Source organism: Acetobacterium sp. (genome assembly GCF_030652775.1).
GTDB lineage: Bacteria > Bacillota > Clostridia > Eubacteriales > Eubacteriaceae > Acetobacterium.
Map to the genome: position 1 here is coordinate 1 of NZ_JAUSPS010000029.1, position 21,808 is coordinate 21,808.

The 21,808-nt window shown below is 43.8% G+C and carries 18 protein-coding genes and 1 riboswitch; all 18 genes read left to right on the forward strand.

The window, feature by feature from the left end:
* On the forward strand, nucleotides 1-504 hold a 504-nt coding region (locus Q7J41_RS04780; protein ID WP_304885742.1), incomplete at its 5' end, for an ABC transporter ATP-binding protein.
* A gap of 2 nt (nucleotides 505-506) precedes the next feature.
* Nucleotides 507-1,256, forward strand: coding sequence for a class I SAM-dependent methyltransferase (locus Q7J41_RS04785; protein WP_304885744.1), 750 nt, complete (start codon nucleotides 507-509; stop codon nucleotides 1,254-1,256).
* Nucleotides 1,257-1,485: 229 nt separating this feature from the next.
* On the forward strand, nucleotides 1,486-2,244 hold the full coding sequence (locus Q7J41_RS04790; RefSeq protein WP_304885747.1) for a class I SAM-dependent methyltransferase: 759 nt from the start codon (nucleotides 1,486-1,488) through the stop codon (nucleotides 2,242-2,244).
* Nucleotides 2,245-2,388: 144 nt separating this feature from the next.
* Nucleotides 2,389-3,765 (forward strand): hypothetical protein, encoded by a 1,377-nt coding sequence (locus Q7J41_RS04795; protein ID WP_304885749.1) that lies wholly within the window; start codon nucleotides 2,389-2,391, stop codon nucleotides 3,763-3,765.
* 234 nt (nucleotides 3,766-3,999) lie between these two features.
* Nucleotides 4,000-4,341 (forward strand): metal-sensing transcriptional repressor, encoded by a 342-nt coding sequence (locus Q7J41_RS04800; RefSeq protein WP_304885751.1) that lies wholly within the window; start codon nucleotides 4,000-4,002, stop codon nucleotides 4,339-4,341.
* A 30-nt stretch (nucleotides 4,342-4,371) separates the two neighbouring features.
* On the forward strand, nucleotides 4,372-5,328 hold the full coding sequence (locus Q7J41_RS04805) for a M14 family metallopeptidase (protein WP_304885753.1): 957 nt from the start codon (nucleotides 4,372-4,374) through the stop codon (nucleotides 5,326-5,328).
* 153 nt (nucleotides 5,329-5,481) lie between these two features.
* Nucleotides 5,482-6,396 carry a LysR family transcriptional regulator gene (locus Q7J41_RS04810; protein ID WP_304885754.1) on the forward strand — a complete coding sequence of 305 codons (915 nt, stop codon included), beginning with the start codon at nucleotides 5,482-5,484 and terminating at the stop codon, nucleotides 6,394-6,396.
* 199 nt (nucleotides 6,397-6,595) lie between these two features.
* Nucleotides 6,596-6,795: riboswitch (cobalamin riboswitch) on the forward strand.
* Nucleotides 6,796-7,010: 215 nt separating this feature from the next.
* Nucleotides 7,011-7,946, forward strand: a complete 936-nt coding sequence (gene nikB, locus Q7J41_RS04815; protein WP_304885756.1) for a nickel ABC transporter permease — start codon at nucleotides 7,011-7,013, stop codon at nucleotides 7,944-7,946.
* 2 nt (nucleotides 7,947-7,948) lie between these two features.
* Nucleotides 7,949-8,842, forward strand: a complete 894-nt coding sequence (gene nikC / locus Q7J41_RS04820) for a nickel transporter permease (protein ID WP_304885758.1) — start codon at nucleotides 7,949-7,951, stop codon at nucleotides 8,840-8,842.
* Entirely contained in the window at nucleotides 8,839-10,392 is a 1,554-nt protein-coding gene (locus Q7J41_RS04825; protein ID WP_304885760.1) for an ABC transporter substrate-binding protein, read from the forward strand. The genes nikC and Q7J41_RS04825 overlap by 4 nt, the downstream gene beginning before the upstream one ends.
* 71 nt (nucleotides 10,393-10,463) lie before the next feature.
* Nucleotides 10,464-11,246, forward strand: coding sequence for an ABC transporter ATP-binding protein (locus Q7J41_RS04830; RefSeq protein ID WP_304885762.1), 783 nt, complete (start codon nucleotides 10,464-10,466; stop codon nucleotides 11,244-11,246).
* Between the two features lie 4 nt (nucleotides 11,247-11,250).
* Entirely contained in the window at nucleotides 11,251-12,006 is a 756-nt protein-coding gene (locus Q7J41_RS04835; protein WP_304885764.1) for an ABC transporter ATP-binding protein, read from the forward strand.
* A gap of 259 nt (nucleotides 12,007-12,265) precedes the next feature.
* Nucleotides 12,266-13,102, forward strand: a complete 837-nt coding sequence (locus Q7J41_RS04840; protein ID WP_304885767.1) for an ABC transporter ATP-binding protein — start codon at nucleotides 12,266-12,268, stop codon at nucleotides 13,100-13,102.
* Nucleotides 13,103-13,840, forward strand: coding sequence for an ABC transporter permease (locus tag Q7J41_RS04845; protein WP_304885769.1), 738 nt, complete (start codon nucleotides 13,103-13,105; stop codon nucleotides 13,838-13,840).
* Nucleotides 13,841-13,859: 19 nt separating this feature from the next.
* Complete coding sequence (locus Q7J41_RS04850) at nucleotides 13,860-15,755, forward strand: VWA domain-containing protein (protein ID WP_304885771.1); 1,896 nt, start codon at nucleotides 13,860-13,862, stop codon at nucleotides 15,753-15,755.
* Nucleotides 15,752-16,825: an ATP-binding protein gene (locus Q7J41_RS04855; protein WP_304885772.1), complete on the forward strand. Its 1,074-nt coding sequence runs from the start codon at nucleotides 15,752-15,754 to the stop codon at nucleotides 16,823-16,825. Before Q7J41_RS04850 ends, Q7J41_RS04855 begins: the two co-directional genes overlap by 4 nt.
* A 2-nt stretch (nucleotides 16,826-16,827) precedes the next feature.
* Complete coding sequence (gene cobN / locus Q7J41_RS04860) at nucleotides 16,828-20,664, forward strand: cobaltochelatase subunit CobN (protein ID WP_304885774.1); 3,837 nt, start codon at nucleotides 16,828-16,830, stop codon at nucleotides 20,662-20,664.
* A gap of 19 nt (nucleotides 20,665-20,683) precedes the next feature.
* Complete coding sequence (locus Q7J41_RS04865; protein ID WP_304885776.1) at nucleotides 20,684-21,763, forward strand: ABC transporter substrate-binding protein; 1,080 nt, start codon at nucleotides 20,684-20,686, stop codon at nucleotides 21,761-21,763.
* The last annotated feature ends 45 nt before the right edge of the window (nucleotides 21,764-21,808 follow it).

The window sequence follows — 21,808 nt, forward strand, 5'->3', positions numbered from 1 at the left end:
TTTGAAGTCGAGCTTTTGGTCAGAATCGGAAATCTGTATTATCGGGTTTCTGATGAGGAGATAGAAAAAGTCGAAGGCATCTTAGAACGCCTGGATATCAGAAAATTGAGCTCCCGTAGAATTGGCGAGCTCAGCGGCGGACAAAGACAACGTGTTTTTATTGCTCAAGCCCTGGCTTCTGAACCAGAAATTTTAATCTTGGATGAACCAACCAGTAGTCTTGACTTATATTATCAGTTTGAAATGCTTGAAATGATTAAGAACTTGACCGTAAGTGAAAGTTTTACAACCATTACTACCTTGCATCAATTGAATTTAGTGTCACGGTTTGCGGATAGTGTGATTGTACTGGATGAAGGAAGTGTTTACAAACAAGGGACACCGGAAGAAGTGCTGACCATTGAATTACTCAAGAATGTTTATAAAATGAGAACAGAAATATTTAGAACCAGTGATGGCTATACCAATATTGTTCCGGTATGTCAATGTAACGAATGGAGGTAAAAATGGAATTACACGAAAGAGTTGTTGAAGGCTGGCAGATATCAGCAGAGGGCTATAGCGACATTATTAATGATGAATTGATAAAAGATGACGCGGTTCTCTGGACAAAGATGCTAAAAAAGCTGTTGCCAAAAAGCGAGAAGCCGCTTAGAATACTGGATGTTGGCACCGGTCCCGGATTTTTTGCAATTATTTTATCAAAATTGGGACACCAGGTTGTAGGGATTGATGTTACCCAGGAGATGGTCTATTTTGCCAAAAATAATGCGGATAAAGAAGGCGTAGCACCGTTGTTTTTGCAAATGGATAGTCAGAAGTTGACGTTTCCAGAAAACACCTTTGATCTCATTATCAGCCGAAATGTGGTATGGACCCTGGATCAGCCTTTAAGTGCTTATTGTAATTGGCATAAGGTGTTAAAACCAGAAGGAAAGCTGATCGTATTTGATGCTGACTATTTGGCAGATATCAGAGATGAGGCACTTAAAACTATAATCGAAGCAAATAGAAAAGAATATATTGATTTGTATGGTAAACCCAAGGTTAGTTTTGAAGATTACGAAAAAGCACGCGGGTTTAGAGTCAATCTTCCCCTGGCGGATAAAAAAAGACCAGATTGGGATTTAGAAATCCTGAATCAGCTTGAGTTTAAGGATTTTGGCTGGCAAGATGTTTCAAAAGACGTATATAATGAACAACGATTTAAGCTCTATAAATATCAGCCAATGTTTATGCTATGGGGGATTAAATAGCAATTAATTAGTGATAGGAGCCATAAAAAATTGACGATGACGCGTAAAGGATGATTGCGTTGTTCATCGATTTCGGTTGACATGCGCCATTGATTATGAGAGAATAACAAAAAGAACACTAAAAAAGAATACAGTAGATAACAAAGTCATGAAGACTTAATCGGATCAGAAGATCAGCTTATTTCTTTGTGGCTTTTTTTAATTGTAACAGATGAGAAGAGGAAAAATAATGGAAAACATTCTGGAAAAAGTGGAACAATATTGGGATAAACGCTCAGAAGGTTATTCTGAGGTCAATGTGGCAGAGCTGAATAGTTATAAAATGGATGTCTGGAAAGAGCTGATCAATCGTCATAAACCAGTGGTAATTGGTCGTAAACTGAAAGTTTTGGATATTGGCACCGGCCCGGGTTTCTTTGCCATTACCATGGCATCCTGCGGTTATGATGTGACGGCGGTGGATTATACTGATGCCATGCTCCATAAGGCTAAACAAAATGCTGGTCATTACCAGACCCAAATTAACTTCATGCAGATGGATGCCCATCAACTTAGCTTTGAAGACAATAGCTTCGATCTGATTATCACCCGGAACCTGACCTGGAATCTGGAACGTCCGGACGATGCCTATCGAGAATGGCATCGGGTGTTGGCACCAGGTGGACGGATGCTGAACTTTGATGCGAACTGGTATCTCCATCTCTTCGATGAAGAAAAAAGAGAGGAATATTTTCAAGATCGGATTAACTCAAAGGAAGAGGGTGTCAATGATCACTATATTCATACCGATGCCACGGCGATGGAAGAAATTGCCAAAAATCTGCCGTTGAGCCGCACCATGCGACCCCAATGGGATACCGCAGTGCTGATCAATACCGGTTTTAAAAAGGTGCTGGTTGAGCAGGAAATTGGCGAGTTGGTGTGGAACAAAGAGGAACAGGTTAATTATGGTTCCACCCCAATGTTTATGATTTTTGCTGAAAAGTAAATTATGTAGAATTGGATTTAAAAGACAAAATAAACAATAAGCCAGTGAGGTAGTTATTCTCTGAAGAGAATTCTACCTCACTTTTTTAGTTAAACCTGAAATTTAAATTGATGTACCGAGGATTACAAAAACGACAAAGGAGAAATGATGGATAACAGACCAAGCTGGTTCGTAAGTGTATGTTATGACGGTGGCGAAGAACAAACATCACGTTTTATCAGAGAAGGTTTTTGGGAAAACTATTATTCGGAAAAATCCGGGGATCTGATCAAAGAGATTAAGATTGGCGATCGGATTGCCTTAAAAGCGACCCACAACAAAAAAAACAAAGTCCCTTTCAATACCAATGGAAAAATTGTTTCAGTCATGGAGATTAAGGCCATTGGGATCGTGACCAGAAATTATTATGATGGCAAAAAAATAGCGGTTAACTGGACTAAGGTTGAGAGATTAAAAGAGTGGTACTTTTTTACATTTATCAGAAGCATCTGGAAAATTAAACCAAACCCCAAGAATTGGATGTCCAAAGAGCTCATTGATTTTACCTTTAATAATATGCCTCAGGATATTAATCGTTTCCGGAATGAACCCTATTGGAAAAAGCGTTTTATGAAAGACGTTACCTACACGGAGGAAATTATCACAGTTTTAAAACAGTTGGATGGAGAAGCTCATCTCTCCTACATCCAGGAAGAAATACGCAAAAGAAAAAAAATAAAAGATATCGAAAAAAATCCCAACTGGCGGGCAGAAATCCGCTTTACTCTGCAAAAACAAAGCAGCGATTCCAAATCCTTTGCTAATGGTGATGATTTATTCTACCGGAAATCATTCGCCAGTGAGGTTTGGGGTCTTCGGGAAATGTCAAAAAAACCCGTTCAAGCTTACTCAAAAGATATGTTTCTGGCTGAAACATTGATGGAAGGGGAAAAATATGATGAGATTTGCAGCGCTCTTAAAGAAGAGAAACGTTTAATAATAAAAAGAGTGCCAGGGGCTGGTAAAAAGTTTATGGCAAAAAGACTGGCGTATTCGCTACTACAAGAAAAAGATGAAGAACGGGTGCTACTATTTAAGCTGAGTCATAATCAAGTGGGTGGCGATTGCGTAAAAAATTCAAACAATATCCCCAGATATCAAAAGTGTGACTCCTTGCTGGATGAATCTGGTTTTATGGCATTTTGTCAAAAAGCAATCACTGATCATCGGAACGACTACTATTTCATTATCGATGAAATAAACCGTGAAAATCTAAATACCATTCTGGTTGACTTATTGCTCTTGTTCAAAAGAGATAAGATGGTGCCAAGGGATTCTAAAAACAAACCGAAGCGGGATCGGAATTTATGGATACCGGAGAATCTCTACATTATTGGGATGATGGATATGGGCGATTTGTGTCTGCGACTCATTGATGAAAAACTAAAACAGTATTTTCGCTTTGTTGAGCTTGAACCGGCATTTGGAATTATAAAATTCTCTAAGAATAATAAGCAAATGGCAGAAAGGCTATCCCGATAATTTAATTGACAGGAAGCAAGGCTTATGAGAAAATGACGCAAACATAGAAATGAAAATATAGAACGAATGAGGTCATGAAGACCAAGTGCGATCAGAAGATCGGTTTGGTTTCTCATGCTTTTTTTTATTATAAAATAATTATACTGTGTAACAAAGTTGAATAAATATTAACTGCAGTAAATTGCGATGATGTATTACCCCAAAATAAACAGAAAACATTCTTAAGGAGGAAGCATGAGTCAGGTTAAGAATCACACCCATGCAAAAGATAGCACACCAGAAATTAGTACGACAGATCATGATCAAAAACCCCATACCCATAGCCATTCAAAAGCTGTTATCAACCGTCTGTCAAAAGCGATTGGCCATCTGGAATCGGTTCGCAAGATGGTTGAATCCGGGCGAGACTGTTCCGAAGTGCTGATCCAACTTGCAGCGGTTAAGGCGGCCATTAATAACACCGGTAAGATCATTCTCCAGGATCATATTGAAAACTGCATTGTCAGTGCTGTACGTGAAGGCGATGATCAGGCCATCGAGGAATTAAACAAGGCCATCGACCGGTTTATGAAATAATAAAATCAAAGAATAGTAAGGAGCATAACAGTGAAAATAAAAATCGAAAATTTAAGCGTCGAAAAAGGGCATAAAACAAGTGCTTATATCCCGGTTCCCCAAACAGATCTAAGCCTGCCAGTTACTATCATTAATGGAGAAAAGGTCGGAAAAACAGTCTTAATTACCAGTGGTATTCATAATGCCGAGTACACCGGGATTCAAACGGCCATCGAACTCGCCGCCGAATTACAGCCGGATGAAGTAAACGGATGTCTGATTCTGATCCATCCGGTTAATATCAGCGGATTTGAAAACCGCACCATGAGTGCAGTTGCCGAAGATGGAAAAAATCTTAACCGACTTTTCCCTGGTAACGCCAATGGCACGATGGGCGATAAAATCGCCCATTTTATTGTAACCGCCTTTTTGAGCCAGACGGATTATTATATTGATCTCCATGCCGGGGACGGTTTCGAAACATTGACCCCTTATGTTTATTATGTGGGCGCCGCAGCGGCGGCGGTGGTGGAACAATCAAAAGCCATGGCCGAAAAAATCAATGTTCCCTATATGGTCAAGTCATTTACGGCAACTGGGGGCGCCTATAATTATGCCGGTTCCTGTGGGATTCCCGGTATTTTGATTGAGCGGGGCGGCGAAGCGCGTTGGTCTAAAGCAGAAATTCATCTTTATAAGGCGGATGTTAAAAACGTTCTGAGATCATTAAAAGTATTAAATGGGGCGGTTAATCAGAGTGCCCAAAAGCCAGTTGATGTGGTCGATGTTATTTATGAAACAGCACGGGTAACCGGTTGTTGGTATCCCAATCAGAAACCGGGCGAATTTGTAAAAAAGGGCGCGACTCTGGGTGTGATCAAAGATTATTTCGGCAACGTTCTGGCGATTAGTGAAGCGGAGTACGATGGTGTGGTGCTTTATCAGGTTAGCTCTCTTTGTGTCATTGAAAATGATATCCTGATCACTTATGGAAAAGTAGCGGTTTAGATAAGATAAATCAGTAAGACAAATCAGTATACTTATACATAGGCTAGCGCTAGCGCTAACGTGTTAGTGTAACCATCGGACAACCAGTTGTTTAGCATTAGAAAGAGAAGTAACCAGACGATGAAAGACAATCGATTTAAGAAGGTTTGTGATATGATTGAATTAAAACAATTAAAATATTTTGTTGTTTGTGCCGATGTGGGTTCTTTTAGTAAGGCGGCAGAAATATTATATACCACTCAACCCAACGTCAGTAAAGCCATTAAAGCCCTGGAAGAGCATCTGGGCTTTGATCTATTTCACCGGAAAAGCCGCGGAATTTTGCTTTCCACTAGGGGTAAGCACGTCTATGAGTATGCCTGCAAAGCCATTGAAAACATTGAAATGTTGTCTTCTTTTTCACAAACAGATCGCATTGAACAATTGCAGATCTCCAGTAATCCCAGTTCCTGGATAGCCAATGTTTTTGCGGATTTTTACAATCATTTTCATGTGGAGAGACTTCATTTTCAACTGTATTCCGCTTCGGTGGAGGATATTATTAAACGGGTGGCTAGTTACCAGGACGAAATCGGCTTTGTCTATGTGATGAGCAATCAGAATACCGCCTTTCAATACGTATTATCCCGAAATCATCTGGAATTTGTCGAACTCAAAAAAACCCAGGTGGTACTTTATATTGGACAAGAACATCCGCTTTATACGGCTAAAGAAATCAGTGAAGAGGAATTAAAAAAACTGAAACTAGTTCAGTGTTATGAGGACGAATTTGATCTCAATAACTACTGGAAAATAACTAATCCCCAGGGAAAGGATGTGCCCACACTAGAAAGTGTTGTGGTAACCAACAGTGACTGCGTGATGCAGCAGTTGCTACAAACCACCGATCTTGCCAATATCAGCAGTGGATATATCACCGATCAGATTGATGAAAAAGAACTCAATGGGATACCCCTGTATGAAAAGGAAAATATGGTGATGTTTGGCTATATTAAAAGATCCAATGAAGATCTCAGTAACTGGGGAAACAAATTTATTGAATTCATCATCAGCAATCTGGAGTCGTAAAAGCAAAGACAAGGAAATCCCAATAAGCTGAAGGAATGTTTAAGTATGCAAAATTGGAATAGCTAAAGACCCCTGCGGGGGGTTGTAAAGCAAAAACTTCAATGTTAGAATAGCAAACAGAAGGTATGAATAACCGTAAGAAATTAATCATATTTTAAATAAGTATCACGATTTTATTGAAATAATGTCGTATAAGAAAATTGAATAAGTTGTTATGAGTGCTGTTGAATAGAAATTCAATAGAGAATAGGAAAATGGGTTGAAATCCCATGCTGTCCCGCAGCTGTAAGCGAGGAGTCTGATTTCATGATGTCACTGGTATCCGTATAGATACTGGGAAGGCGAAATCAAGATGATGACCCGCAAGCCAGAAGACCTGCTTATAATGAGATTCGTTGTTGACCTACGAGAAGGATAGGTAGATGGATGTTAAACGCTTATAATGGTGAATTCTGCCTTATTGTGCCGATGACTCCTTATCTTTTTCGAGATAAGGAGTTTTTTTAAGCCAATTTATATAAGACTAAAAAAATGATCCGTGATCTTTTTATGAAGGGCGGGATTAATAAATAGAAAGAGAAAACATCAGCTATGCAAGAAAGGTATAACAGAAAATGAAAAAATATATCGGGAAACGTTTGTTTCAGTTGATTCCCATCATTCTGGGGATTACGCTTTTATCATTCACCCTGATGCAGACTGCTGCGGGAGATGCGGTGGATGCGCTATATGACAATAGCGGGGGCGTGTCCGAAGCTGTCAAAGCAGAAAAACGGGAAGAGCTGGGATTGGACAAGCCTTTTTTAATTCAATATACGACCTGGCTGGGCGGTGTGGTCACCGGGGATATGGGGGTTTCCTATATTTCTAATAAACCGGTCTTCGATACCTTTGTTTCAAAACTACCAGCAACGATCTTCTTGACTCTTACTTCGATTCTGCTTACCGTTCTGATTTCCATCCCCTTTGGAATTTTAGCGGCAGTCCGCCACAATCGATTCACCGACTACCTGATTCGTTTTTTCAGTTTTATTGGAAATTCCCTGCCTGGTTTCTTTGTTTCACTGCTGCTTATTTATTTTTTTGCCTTAAAACTCAAACTGTTTCCGGTGATGGGGAGCGGCGGCTGGAAGAGCATTGTCCTGCCGACGCTGACGCTGGCGTTCGCCATGGCGTCCAAATATACCAGACAGGTTCGCACCACAGTGTTAGAAGAACTGGATAAAGATTATGTTCTGGGAGCCCGGGCCAGAGGGGTAAAGGAGCCGGTGGTGCTTTATGCCAGTGTGCTAAAATCGTCAATGCTGACGATTATCACCCTGCTGGCGCTATCGATTGGATCACTGTTGGGGGGGACTGCCATTGTTGAATCGATTTTCATGTGGGATGGCGTGGGTAAACTGGCAGTGGATTCGATTATGATGCGGGACTACCCGATGATTCAGGCCTATGTGATCTGGATGGCACTTATTTATGTGCTGGTCAACCTGATTACCGATCTGATGTATCATTATCTTGATCCCCGAATTCGACTGGAACAGGAGGCATAGACATGGAATTGACAACCGTTAAAGCGACGACAATTAAGATCAGAGCCCATAAAAAACAGCAAGACCGGATTATGATCAAGTTAGTTATTTTTATGGCTCTGGTGATATTGCTGCTTTTTATAGCTGCGTTTGCAGCACAGCTGGTACCATACGATCCTTACGCTCAGGATCTGACAATTGCATTACAGGCACCCAGTCAGGCGCATCCTTTTGGAACCGACCGCTATGGTCGGGATATGTTATCCCGGGTGATTATGGGCGGCCAAACCACCATTTACTCAGCCTTGCTGCTGGTGGGGGTGATCACCACTTTTGGTACCCTGGTGGGGTTATTTTGCGGTTATAAGGGCGGCAAAATTGATTCATTCATCATGCGGGTATCCGATATTTTTCTGGCCTTTCCCGGTATGGTTTTTGCCATTGCTGTGGCCGGTGTTTTAGGCGGCGGCATCATCAATGCGGTGGTGGCACTGGCCTGTATTTCCTGGCCAAAGTTTGCCAGGCTGGCCAGAGGGCAGGTTTTAGCCATTAAAAATATGCCCTATATATCCGCGGCCAAACTCAGTGGTTCTCGACCCACAAAAATTGTCTTTAAGCATATTCTGCCCAATATAACCGGCCCGATTCTGGTTACTGCGACCCTGGATATTGGTACCATGATGATGGAGCTGGCCGGCTTATCCTTTTTAGGGCTGGGAGCCATGCCGCCCATTGCCGAATGGGGATCAATGATGAGTGATGGACGGAGTATGTTACAGACCGCACCATGGGTAATTCTAGCACCAGGTTGTGCTATTTTTATAGCAGTAATGTTATTTAACTTACTGGGGGATACAGTTAGAGATGTGCTGGATCCCAAAACAAAAAAAGAGAAATTTACTTGGAGGAGAAAATGAAAAAGAAAAGCAAGGTGTTAACCTTAGTGTTAACAGGGGTGTTGGTTGCCGGGATGTTATCCGGTTGTGGAACGGCTGGCAGCACAAAAAGTGCGGAGGAAAAGGTGTTTAATTATGGCACCATGGCCTATAGTACGGGCAATTCAAATGTGGGAATGAATCCCCATGAATCATATATCGGCTGGTCAACCCTGCGTTATGGGGTGGGTGAAACCCTATTTAAATTTAATGAAAAGATGGAACTGGAACCCTGGCTGGCAAAAGACTATGAACAGATTGATGAGTATACCGTGAAAATTAATCTGAGAGACGATGTTAAATTTTCCAACGGTAAAAAAATGACGGGCGAAGCCGTCAAGGCTTGTTTGGATGACCTGATCGCTGTGCATGACCGTGCCCCTAAAGATTTACAGATCAAATCGATTACCGCCGATGGTCAAAGCATTACGATCACAACGGAGATCAAGTCCCCGTCATTGGTCAACTACCTATGTGATCCTTATGGATGCATCATCGATATGGAAGCCGGAGTTACTGCCGATAAAAACGTGGTCGGAACTGGTCCCTATGTGGCCAAAACAATCACCGATAAAGAAATTAATCTGGTAGCCAATATGGACTACTGGGGTGGCAAACCAAAGGTGGGCACCGTTAATGTGAAGAGTATTACCGATGGCGATACCCTGACCATGGCACTGCAAAGCGGCGAAATTGATGCGGCTCAGGGGCTGCCCTATGCCAGCCTGGAACTGTTCCAGAGCAATGATGACTATACCATCAGTTCCACTAATACCTCCCGAGTCTATCAGGCAGCTTTGAATTATAATTCAGCTGCGATCAAGGATGATGCTGTCCGCAAAGCCATGGCTATGAGTATGGACAAAGATGGGTTTACCACTGTTTTATTACAGGGGAACGGAACCCCGGCGATTGGCCCATTCCCTGCTAACTTTACCTTTGGTGGTGATGCAGTTAAAGATACCAGCTACGATATTGAAGGGGCTAAAAAAGTGTTGGAGGCAGCCGGATGGGTTGATACAGACGGCGACGGGATCCGGGAAAAAGACGGCCAGAAGCTGTCAATTAAATGGCTGACCTACACCTCCCGACAAGAACTGCCGCTGTTAGCCGAATCGGTTCAGGCCTCCTATAAACTAGTTGGAATTGACGTTCAAGTCAATGCCACTGACAGTTATAAAGATTTCTTGAAAGCGGGCGACTACGATGTCTTTGCCAATGCCTTTGTCACCGCACCTACCGGCGACCCGCAATATTATTTTACCACTCATGTGGTTGACGGCTCCGATTATAACCGGGGACATTATCACAACGACAAAGTCGAAACCTTAGTTGCCCAGCTCCGAAATGAATTTGATACCGAAAAACGCAGTGATCTGGCGGTTCAAATTAGCCAACAGGTTTTAAATGACAATGCCTATATTTATGCATCCCATTTAAAAATGTCCTTCGTCATGAAAAAAGGCGTGACCGGATTTACCGCTCACCCATCGGATTATTATGAAATCACCGCCAACCTGGATATCAATTAATAATTAAATCGATCTGGATATCAATGAGTAATTAAAATAAATAATCAAATTGCAATCAAAAGGAAGAAAACATGCAGCCATTATTGAAACTTCAAAATATCGAAATATCCTATGACGGAGAACCGATGGTCACAAATGTCAGCCTGACGATGAACCCGGGCGAGATTCTGGGCATTGTAGGGGAATCCGGCAGCGGAAAAAGCACCTTGATCAAAGCGGCTATGGGTCTGCTGGACGCTTGCGGTTCGGTTAATAAGGGCGACATCTTCTACAAGGGTCAGAATGTCCTGGAACTTGGTGATGAGCAGCTCCGAACCATGCGGGGGCCGGAAATGGGGATGATTTTTCAGAACTGCGGCAGTGCCCTGTGCCCGATCAGAACCATCGGCGATCAGCTATATGAAACCATGGAACAGCATGGGTATAAAGACCGTGAAGCAGTAAAGAGCCGGGCCGAAATCCTGTTTAATAAGATTAATCTCAAAGATTGTGACCGGATTTTAGACAGTTACCCGTTTGAACTGTCCGGCGGAATGAATCAGCGGGTGGGGATTGTGATGGCGATGATTCTGGAACCGGATCTGCTCTTTGCCGACGAACCCACCTCGGCTCTGGATGTAACAGTTCAGGCTCAGGTGGTGCGGGAAATGATGGCGCTACGAGATGAATTCGGAACTGGGATTGCCATCGTTACCCATAATATCGGGGTGGTTTCGCATATGGCCGATCAGGTTGCAGTGATGTGCAAGGGAAAGCTGGTTGAGTATGGTAATACCCGGGATGTCATTGATGATCCTCAGGAAGCCTACACCAGACAATTGATACAGGCAGTCCCGCGAATCAGGAGAAGGTGAAGTAATGGATGCAGTTTTAGAAGTCCGACATCTGAAGAAAACATATAAAAAAGGAAAAAATCTTATCAATGCGGTTGAAGACATCAGTTTTGAAGTTCAAAAAGGGGAGTGTCTGGGTCTGGTTGGCGAAAGCGGCAGTGGAAAAAGCACGTTGGCAAAAATGATCACCGGTTTGGAACCGGCTGACCAGGGAGACATTCTGCTCAATGGAAAAACCATCACTGGTCTTAACGGAAAAGCCCAGCGGGCGGTTTACCGGGATATTCAAATGGTCTTTCAGATGCCGGCGGATTCCTTCAATCCCCGGATTAAACTGGGAGAGGGGATTATGGAAAGTATGATCAATCAGGGGGTAGCGCGAAATGAAGCTAAAACAAGAGCTCAGGAGTATCTGAAAATATGCGGATTAAGCCCGGAGTTTGCCGACCGCTATCCCTACCAGGTCAGCGGCGGCGAGTGCCAGCGGGCGTCGATTGCCAGAGCTATTGCCATTAACCCCCAGTTACTGATTTGTGATGAAGCAACCAGTGCTTTGGATGTGACTGTTCAGGCTCAAATTGTTAAGCTGCTGGCTCAATTCAAGAAAAAATCAGGAATGGCTCAGCTGATGATCTGTCACGATCTGGCTCTGGTTCAGGAAGTCTGTGACCGGGTACTGGTTATGCATAACGGTCGGGTGGTGGAAGAAGGAACTCCGGATCAGATCATTATGCATCCCCGGGAAGCATACACCCAAAAACTTATCGAATCGATTTTTTAGAAGCCGGAAAAGCTGGAAGGGCAAACCCTTTCAGCTTTTTTCATTGATAGAAATGGTGAGTAAGTAGTTTTGGTTGACAAAAATAGTGATCTGTGTAAAAATATAAGAAATGAATACTTGTATATACAAAGTCATGAAGGCTTGTTTGCGGTTCGGAAACCGTTTCATTCTTCATGTCTTTTTTTTATGCCTGAAATAGGGTTTAACAATAATATCAAAAGTAAAAGAATAAAATGCGTTCTTTTGAAAAGGGAGTAAGATGCTGGAAATCATCGCGATTGAAAAAAAATTTGATAACAAGAAGGTATTGGATAATATTAATTTTATCGTGAATAAAGGGGAATTCTTTGGTTTGCTTGGCTCTAATGGCGCCGGTAAAACGACCATGATCAAACTCATTTCCACGCTATTGTTGCCTTCTGATGGAAAAATTCTGCTGGATGGAAAAGAAATAACCCGAAATAATGTGCAGATAAAAAAGAAAATCACTACCGTAACCCAGGAATACACCTTACGCGGGGATATGGATGTCGATGAAATTATGGAATATCAGGGGAGGCTTTATCAGCTGCCCCGGGAACAACGAAAGAAAGATTCGAAAAATTTGCTGGAATTCTGCGGGCTAATGGAACATCGAAAAAAAAGAGTTCGGGAACTGTCAGGTGGGATGAAACGAAAACTGATGCTGTGTCGGGCATTGTTGCCCAAACCGGAACTGGTGCTTCTGGATGAACCAACTGTAGGGCTTGATCCATTTTCCCGGCGGCAGATATGGGATTTGATCAGTGGCTTGAATCAACAGGGGATGACCTTTATTCTCACCACCCATTATATGGAAGAAGCCCAGATGCTCTGCCAACGAATTGCCCTGATCGATCAGGGGCAGCTTCTGGAAATAGCACCGCCGCAAGAACTGATTAACCAGTTGGGAAACATTGCCATTAATGTGGTGACGCCGGTGGGGATTCAACAAAAATATTTTAAAAACAGAGAACGGGCGTTGGATTATGCTAAAAATTTAAGTGATCCCTTTACCCTGCGGGAAACAAACCTTGAAGATGTGTTTATTAAGCGTTTAGGAAGGGGGATTGATTAGGTGGCGATACTAACCGTCTTATGGGAAAAATGGATCGAATTTAAACATGAGTGGCAAAAAATCACGGTGACGGCAATGATCAGCCCCATTTTATATTTGCTGACCTTTGGTTTGGGTCTGGGCATGGACAAAATGGTGGACGGTCATACCTATATGGCTTTCTTAATTCCCGGGATTATCGCACTAACCACCATGAATGCCAGCTTTAATGCGATTGGCATGTCTTTAAACGTTCAGCGGCTATATGAAAAATCCTTTGATAATGTGTTGGCATCACCCACGCCTTTGGGACAGTATATCATCGGCCAGATGGTTGGCGGCAGTTTAAGGGGAATATATGCCGGAAGCCTGATTCTGGGCATTACCTTTATTTTTGGAGCACCGATTCAGGTAAACCTGCTCTTTTTTCTGGTGATGTTGCTTAATGGGATGGCATTTTCGGCTCTGGGTGTGATGGCGGCAATCGTTTCAAAAACCCACGCAGATATCAGCCGCTTTTCAACCTTTGTGATTTTGCCGATGACATTTATCTGTAATACCTTTTTTCCAGTGGCCAATATGCCCCCACTGTTAAAGGGCGCGGTGCAAATACTACCATTAACCCATTCAAGTGGTTTGCTGAGGCAGATTTCCTATGGCGAACCGGCCAGTTTGACCAGTTTTTGCATCCTGATCGTCTATACCATTTTTTTTATGGTCATTGCGTTGATTAAAATTAATAAGAGTAAAAACTTATAGCAGGAAAGGAGGCTCAGATATGAATCAAAATTATTACCCCTTTAGCGCCATCATCGGACAGGAAGCCATGAAAAAAGCATTACTGCTTAATGTGGTGAATCCTAAAATCGGCGGCGTCCTGATTAATGGGGAAAAAGGAACGGCGAAATCCACGGCAGTCCGGGCTTTGTCACCACTGATTGATAAAAAGATTGTAGAAATGCCATTATCAATTTCGGAAGACCGTCTGGTGGGTTCTATTGATATGGAAAAAACCCTGGAAGGTGGTTCAGTTTACTTTGAAGAAGGCGTGCTGAAAAAGGCGGATCAAAATATCTTATATGTCGATGAGGTTAATTTGCTCCAGGACTATATCATTGATATTCTACTCGATGTCAGTGCCAACGGGATGAACCGAATTGAGCGGGAAGGGGTTTCCTTTTCCCACCAAAGTGATTTTATTCTGGTCGGTACCATGAATCGTGAAGAAGGCGAATTGCGGCCTCATTTTCTCGATCGGTTCGGGCTTTATGTGAATATCCAGGGGGAGAAAGATCCTCGGGTACGGGTTGAAATATTAAAAAATAGACATGCATATGAAGAAAATCGTCAGGTTTTTTGTCAGTCTTTTAGGGATCAGGAAACAAAATTTAAAGGTCTGATTTCAGAAGCCAAAGAGCGGATGAAGCAGATAATCGTGACCGAAGAAAATCTGCAAAAAATTATTTCGCTTTGTCTACAGGCCAACGTGATGGGTCACCGGGCTGATTTGGTAATGGAACAGACCGCCAAAGCAATTGCGGCCTTAAATGGTCGCATTGAGATAAACGATCAGGACATTGAGGAAGCGGCTTTTTTTGCCTTAATGCATCGGCAAAAAGAGCGGTCACCGCAGCAACAGGAAGAGGAAAATACTGATTCTCAGGAACCAGAAGAGGAACCGGAACAGCGAGAGAATCAACCAGAACTGGAAGATGATGATGCCCCTTCGGAAGAGGAGAACCCGCATCCGGAGCAGGATGAAGAAAAGCAGTCAGAAAAAGATGACAATAACAAGGAACAGCCGAAACCGGGTAAACCGCAGACCGAGAATTTTGAAATCGGACAGGACTTTAAACTGAAAGATTTCGGACATCGATCAGATCGAAGAGTCAGACGAGGACAGGGCAAACGGACAAATAGTCGCAGTGCCTCCAAATCCGGACGCTATATCTTTACGACTATGCAGCGGAAAAACAATGATCTGGCACTGGATGCCACCATTCGTGCCGCCGCTCCTTTTCAGGGGCAACGAAAGTCTAATGGAATGGCGATTAATATCCGGGAAGAGGATATTCGGGAAAAGGTGAGACAAAAGAAGATTGCTAATCTGCTGGTCTTTGTGGTCGATGCCAGCGGTTCCATGGGTGCCAACCAGCGAATGGTGGAGACCAAGGGAGCCATTATGTCGCTGCTTAAAGATGCTTACGTCAAACGGGATAAAATCTGCCTAGTGGCTTTTCGTGGCGAAGAGGCGCAGGTTCTGCTTCCGCCCACACGTAGTGTGGAACGGGGTTATAAACTGCTGGAAAACATGGAAATCGGTGGCAAGACCCCCTTAAATGCAGGCTTGACCAAAGGCATTCAGGTGATTAAGAGTGAGCTGAAAAAGGCACCGGAACTGATGCCGATGATGATTGTCATCACCGATGGAAAGGGTAATGTCAGTCTTGCGGATGACAAGAAACCAAAAGCGGAACTGTTTGAAATCGGCGAGAAAATTAGAGAATTCAAGCAGATTAATACGATGGTTATCGATATCGAAAAACAGGGAATGATGCGTTTCGGTATCGCCAAAGAACTGGCAGGAATGATGAACTCGGAATACCGGGCAATGGATGAACTAAATAGTGACAAAATTTTAACTATGGTAGAAAGCATAAGGGGAACAGCATGACACATTATATGAAGAAAAACATGACCTATCCGTTTACCGCCATCATCGGGCAGGAAGCAATGAAATTGGGGTTGATCTTAAATGTTATCGATCCAAAAATCGGCGGGGTATTGGTTTTTGGTGAAAAAGGAACCGGGAAATCGACTGCGGTTCGAGCCATTGCCAATCTGCTTCCGGAAATTGACGTGGTCAAGGATTGTCCGTTCCGATGTGATCCCCATGATCACGGATCATTGTGTGAAAATTGCCGCACCAGGGTGAAAAATGGCGAAACCCTGGAAGTTGTCAAAGATAAGATGCGGGTGGTTGATCTCCCGGTTTCGGCCACTGAAGATCGGGTGGTGGGATCTCTGGATATTGAAGAAGCCATCCAGCATGGCAAGAAAAAGTTTGATCTGGGGGTACTGGCGCAGGCCAACCGGGGCATTCTCTATGTCGATGAGATCAATCTTTTAGATGATCACATTGTCGATTTGCTGCTGGACTCAGCAGCCATGGGGGTGAATACGGTGGAACGGGAAGGCATTTCATTTTCACACCCGGCTCAATTTATTCTGGTCGGAACCATGAACCCGGAAGAGGGTGAACTGCGGCCGCAGCTTTTGGATCGTTTTGGTTTTTCTGTGGATATTAAAGGAATCAAAGATCCGGCGCAGCGAATTGACATCGTTAAAAGACGAGGCGCTTTTGAAGCGGATCCCCATGAATTTCTGCATCGTTATCAGGCGCAGGAAACAGCGCTCAGCGATCAGATTGGTAAAGCCCGAGGGTTGCTACCACAGGTGACCATCGGAGATGAACTGCTGCTGACCAATGCAAAAATCGCCATTGCGCTGGAAGTTGATGGTCACCGTGGTGACTTGACCCTGATGAAAGCGGCACGGGCCATGGCGGCCTTTAAAGGGCATCAGCCAGTTGACCAAGAAGACATTCGGGCAGTAGTTGAAATGGTATTCCTTCATCGACTGAAGTCGCTGCCGTTTGAAAAAACAAAGAATTTTAACATCAATCTGGTCAATTCGATCATTGATGAAGAGGCGGTGTTATTAAATCAGGAAAAGGCAGGCTGAAAATGAAAACCATTATTGCAATTCTATGGCATAAATCAGCCAACCGACTCCGCATGATCACCCCCTATTTAAGAGACCGGGTGAATTTGAAAATTTATTCCGCTGCTGAACTGGGTGACGGCAGGGCAGACCTTGATGCCTTATATCGGGAAATGGACAAAGCTGACGGATTTTTGTTTAATGTCACCGTGTCCGATTCGGTATGGAGTGAGATTGAAGAGTATGCTGCAGCAAAAACCACACCGATTGTCTATGTCGGCGGGGAAGCCATGAGCCATGTAAAAAACAAAGAATCCCTGAAGTATTCGGCTTACTGCAATCAATATTACCATTATAGCGGTAAAGAAAATCTGGTTAATATGATTCTGTATATGGTCACCGAGGTTCTGGGAGAAAGTTATAGCTATAAAGAGCCACTATTTATTCCCTGGGAAGGGATTTTTCATCCCGACACGGAGGAAGTTTTTCAGAGTTCACAGGACTATTTTGCTAGTCGGGGAAAATCGCCTAAAGGCGTGATCGCCGTGATCGCCTCCAGAACGACCTGGCTCAATGAGGATATTGCGGTCGAAAAAGAACTGATTCGGATCATTGAAGCTAAGGGTTACTCGGCATTACCGATCTATACCTATTCCTGGCCGGATGCTGAAATCGGCGCTAAAGGAGTGGAATTTGCGGTGGCGCAGTTCTGCTTTGATCATGCCGGAAAACCAGTGATCGATGCCATGATCCGGATGAGTGGTTTTTTTCTACAATCCAACAATGACGGTAAGCAAAGTAAGCCCAGTTCCATTATGAAGCGCTTGAACTGTCCGATTGCCAAGCCGATTTGCTCGACCTCCATGTCGATTGAAGAATGGGAAGCGAGCAAGGACGGAACCATTGCCGATCTGCCCTGGAGCATTGCCCTTCCTGAACTGGAAGGGGTGATTGAGCCCATTTTTATTGGTGCAGAAGACAGAAGTACCGCGGTTGATATGAGAATCCCATTGGGCAAGCGTTGCGAAAAACTGGTTAGCCGGATGATCAAATGGATTGAGCTGAAAAAGAAAGAAAACAAGGATAAAAAAGTTGTCTTTATTTTAAATAACAATCCTTGTACCTCCACCGAAGCATCAGTGGGGGGTGGGGCCAATCTGGATACTCTGGAAAGTGTGGCTCGGATTTTAAAAACCATGAAGGATCAGGGCTACGATCTGGAAGATATTCCTGAAGATGGCGATACCCTCATTAAAACCATCATGGAGCGAAAGGCGATTTCAGAATTCCGCTGGACAACTGTTAAGGAAATGGTTCAAAAAGGCGGTGTTATTGATTTTGTCTCCAGAGAACAGTATCGACAATGGTTTGAAGAGATCACCGAGGAAGCCAGAGGCAATATGATTAAAGGCTGGGGTGAGCCTTTTGGCGAAACTGAAGAGGGCCTGCCGCCGGCTATGGTTTATGAAGATAAGATGCTGGTTACAGGAGTCAGTTATAAGCATGCGCTGGTTTGTGTTCAACCCAAAAGAGGCTGTAGCGGATCCAAGTGTGACGGTAAGGTCTGCAAAATCCTTCACGATCCCCATATTGCACCAACTCATCAATACCTGGCCAGCTACCGATATTTTGAGCGCATTTACGGAGCAGACGTGATTATTCATGTGGGAACCCACGGTAATCTGGAGTTTCTTCCAGGCAAAGGTGCGGGTCTTTCGGATAGCTGTTTTCCCGATATCTGTATCGGAAACATGCCCAACCTCTATATTTACAACGCCGATAATCCACCCGAAGGGACGATTGCCAAGCGGCGGGCCTTAGCTACCATCATTGATCATATGCAGACGGTGATGGCGCAGGGCGGTCTTTATGATGATCTGGAAGAATTGGACAACCTCTTAAAACAGTATGACAAGGTTCGGCTGGCCGATAAAACCCAGGCGCATTTGTTGGAGCATCTGGTGATTGAGGAGATTCAGAAAAACAATCTGGAAAAAGAAATCAATCTGGAAGATTACCACAACAATTTTGATCAGGTGGTGGAATCCGCCCATAAAATACTGACAACCGTTAAAAATACCCAGGTTCAGGATGGCATGCATATTTTCGGCCAGTTGCCCACCGGAGAGGCTCGGGTGGAAATGCTTAATGCCATTGTCCGGCACGAGGGAGTTGAACAAGCATCCCTCCGCAGTGCCGTTTGTCAGCTGATCGGTCTGGAACTGAAAAGCCTTCTTAGTAAGCCCGAAGTCTTTTCTGAAATCATGGGCAAGAACAATGGCGAAATCCTTTTTGATCTGGATATCATCGGCAAGGCGATCATTGCAAGCTTTTTAAACGGCATCGATATCACGGCAGATTATTTGTTGCCGGAACCCTATGTGATTAAGAATCCGGCCGCACTGGATCAGATTAATTACTTTAAGTTACGGATTATTGATATTGACAGCCGCATTGAAGCTTCACAAGAGATTGATTCCCTGATCGCCGCCATGAATGGGGAATACGTGTCTCCGGGCCCGGCCGGGATTATTACCAGGGGAAGGGATGATATTTTGCCCACCGGGAGGAATTTTTATACCCTGGATCCGGAAACCGTACCCACAAAAGCGGCCTGGGAAATTGGCAAGCGACTGGCGGATTCGGTTATTCAGAAATTTTTTGATGAAGAAGGGCGTTATCCTGAGAATATGGCCATATATTGGATGGCGGCGGATGTGATGTGGGGTGATGGTGAAGGAATGGCGCAGCTGTTCTATATGCTGGGGGTCAAACCCAAATGGCTACCCAATGGTAAGGTAAAAGGAATTGAAGTGATTCCCTTAAACGAACTGGGACGGCCAAGGATCGATGTGACCGCGAAGATATCGGGAATTCTCCGGGACAATTTTCAGAATTGTGTCAGTCTGCTCGACGATGCGATCCAGGCCGTTGCCAGCCTGGATGAAGATCGGGAAGCAAATTATGTCAGAAAACATGCCCTGGAAATAACCGCTGAAAATCCGGAAACCACCTGGGAAGAAGCGACCGCCAGAATTTTCGGGGTACAGCCAGGTACCTTTATGTCCGGTGTTAACCTGATGGTGTATGCCTCGGCCTGGGAAGATCAAACCGATATTACCGATTTGTTTACCTATTACAATGGCTATTCGTATGGGCGGGAGAGCTACGGAAAACGGGCTTATACCGAACTTCAAAATAGCTTAAAAACGGTGGATATCACCTATGACAAGGTGATGACTGATGAACACGATCTGTTGGGTTGCTGTTGTTATTTTGGGAATTATGGCGGGATGACCGCCGCCGCTAGAGAATTATCCAACAAAGATATTAAAACCTATTACGGTGATACCCGGGAAGTGACCAACGTGGAAGTCCGAACCCTGTCTGAAGAGATCAACCGGGTGGTCAGAGGAAAACTACTCAACCCTAAATGGATTGAAGGACAGAAACGACATGGCTACAAGGGTGCCGGCGATATCAGTAAGCGGGTTGGCCGGGTTTATGGTTGGGAAGCAACCACCGAAGAGGTGGATGACTGGATCTTTGATGAAATCACCAAAACGTTTATTATCGATGCTGAAAATAGAGCTTTTTTTAGAGATAATAATCCTTGGGCGCTGGAAGAAATGTCGCGGCGGCTTTTGGAAGCATATCAGAGAGGGTTGTGGCAGCCTGAGGATGGGATGATCGAAGAGATACAGGACTCCTATCTGGAACTGGAAGGTTTTCTGGAAGAGGATATGGGTTCCGATACTGGTGAATTTCAGGGTTCAGCCATTGAAATAATAAAAGCCGATGAATTTGAAGAATTTAGAAAAACAATGTCTCAACTTCATGGCGCAAAAAAAAGAAAATAGAAAGAGGAGCAGCTTGAAAATGAAAAACAATCAAAAAAGAATGTTGAAGTGGATGTCTTGTATGGTTTTATTGGGAGCCATGGTGTTGAGTTTTGGAGGATGTAGCGCCAGTCAGGGAGAGACCAAGGCGGCGGACTCCAAAGATGGTATTACCGTTACCGATACGATGGGAAGAGAGATTGCTATTGAAAAACCACTGGAAAAAATCGTCACTTATAACTCTGGGCTAACCGATGTATTGGTGATGTTTGGCGCTGAAGGCACAGTGATCGGTCGCGGCGACTCCGTTCCCAATCCCGACCCCAGTGTCGACGTTCCCACGGTTGGAAAATGGAATGAGCCGAATATTGAAGCGATTATGGAACTGAAACCAGAAGCCGTATTCACCTACGCCGCCAATATGACCCCGGAAAACGAACAACTCCTGGAATCGGCCGGAATCAAATGTATCTATCTTGAGTTAACCGATGTGTCCAAAGCAACCGAAGAGGTTACTGCTTTGGGAGCCCTGTTTGGAAATGAAGAAAAGGCCGCAGAGTTTGTTAAATTCCATGATAAATATGCGGAATTGATTGAAAAAAAATTAAAAAATGTGAAAGAAGAAGATAAGGCGAGCATCTATTACGAAGGCTATACTGACTATAAATCCGTCAACAAGGATGCTGGAGGACAGGCTCTGATTGCTGCCGCTGGTGGAATCAACATTGCTGCCGCCGAAACCGCAAAATATCCGGAAATTAGTGATGAGTGGGTACTGGAAAGAAATCCGGATGCGATTGTCAAACTGGTCAGCAGTACGAAGAAAATCATGGGCTTTGATCTGACCGATGAAGCACCGGTCAAGGCGTTTTTCGATACCTTGATTGCAAGACCCAGTTGGTCTAATTTAGCGGCAGTAAAAGATGGCAAGGTCATTTTATTGAGCAGTGATGTGGGAACAACGGCTTTGGGTAGTATTATCGGCGAGTTATATCTGGCTAAAACCATGTACCCGGAACAATTTAAGGATGTTGATGTCAATAAGGTTCATCAGGAATTACAGACAACCTTATATGGGGATGATTTAGTTGGAATATTTGCCTACCCCACCAAAAAGTAAAATCAAACATACGTTAGAGGTTAAAAAAGGTAATGGTATCTTATA

Coding starts and splice junctions, on each gene's coding strand:
- Q7J41_RS04785 (WP_304885744.1), top strand. CDS start 507: ATGGAATTACACGAAAGAGTTGTTGAAGGCTGGCAGATATCAGCAGAG.
- Q7J41_RS04790 (WP_304885747.1), top strand. CDS start 1,486: ATGGAAAACATTCTGGAAAAAGTGGAACAATATTGGGATAAACGCTCA.
- Q7J41_RS04795 (WP_304885749.1), top strand. CDS start 2,389: ATGATGGATAACAGACCAAGCTGGTTCGTAAGTGTATGTTATGACGGT.
- Q7J41_RS04800 (WP_304885751.1), top strand. CDS start 4,000: ATGAGTCAGGTTAAGAATCACACCCATGCAAAAGATAGCACACCAGAA.
- Q7J41_RS04810 (WP_304885754.1), top strand. CDS start 5,482: ATGATTGAATTAAAACAATTAAAATATTTTGTTGTTTGTGCCGATGTG.
- nikB (WP_304885756.1), top strand. CDS start 7,011: ATGAAAAAATATATCGGGAAACGTTTGTTTCAGTTGATTCCCATCATT.
- nikC (WP_304885758.1), top strand. CDS start 7,949: ATGGAATTGACAACCGTTAAAGCGACGACAATTAAGATCAGAGCCCAT.
- Q7J41_RS04825 (WP_304885760.1), top strand. CDS start 8,839: ATGAAAAAGAAAAGCAAGGTGTTAACCTTAGTGTTAACAGGGGTGTTG.
- Q7J41_RS04830 (WP_304885762.1), top strand. CDS start 10,464: ATGCAGCCATTATTGAAACTTCAAAATATCGAAATATCCTATGACGGA.
- Q7J41_RS04835 (WP_304885764.1), top strand. CDS start 11,251: ATGGATGCAGTTTTAGAAGTCCGACATCTGAAGAAAACATATAAAAAA.
- Q7J41_RS04840 (WP_304885767.1), top strand. CDS start 12,266: ATGCTGGAAATCATCGCGATTGAAAAAAAATTTGATAACAAGAAGGTA.
- Q7J41_RS04850 (WP_304885771.1), top strand. CDS start 13,860: ATGAATCAAAATTATTACCCCTTTAGCGCCATCATCGGACAGGAAGCC.
- Q7J41_RS04855 (WP_304885772.1), top strand. CDS start 15,752: ATGACACATTATATGAAGAAAAACATGACCTATCCGTTTACCGCCATC.
- cobN (WP_304885774.1), top strand. CDS start 16,828: ATGAAAACCATTATTGCAATTCTATGGCATAAATCAGCCAACCGACTC.
- Q7J41_RS04865 (WP_304885776.1), top strand. CDS start 20,684: ATGAAAAACAATCAAAAAAGAATGTTGAAGTGGATGTCTTGTATGGTT.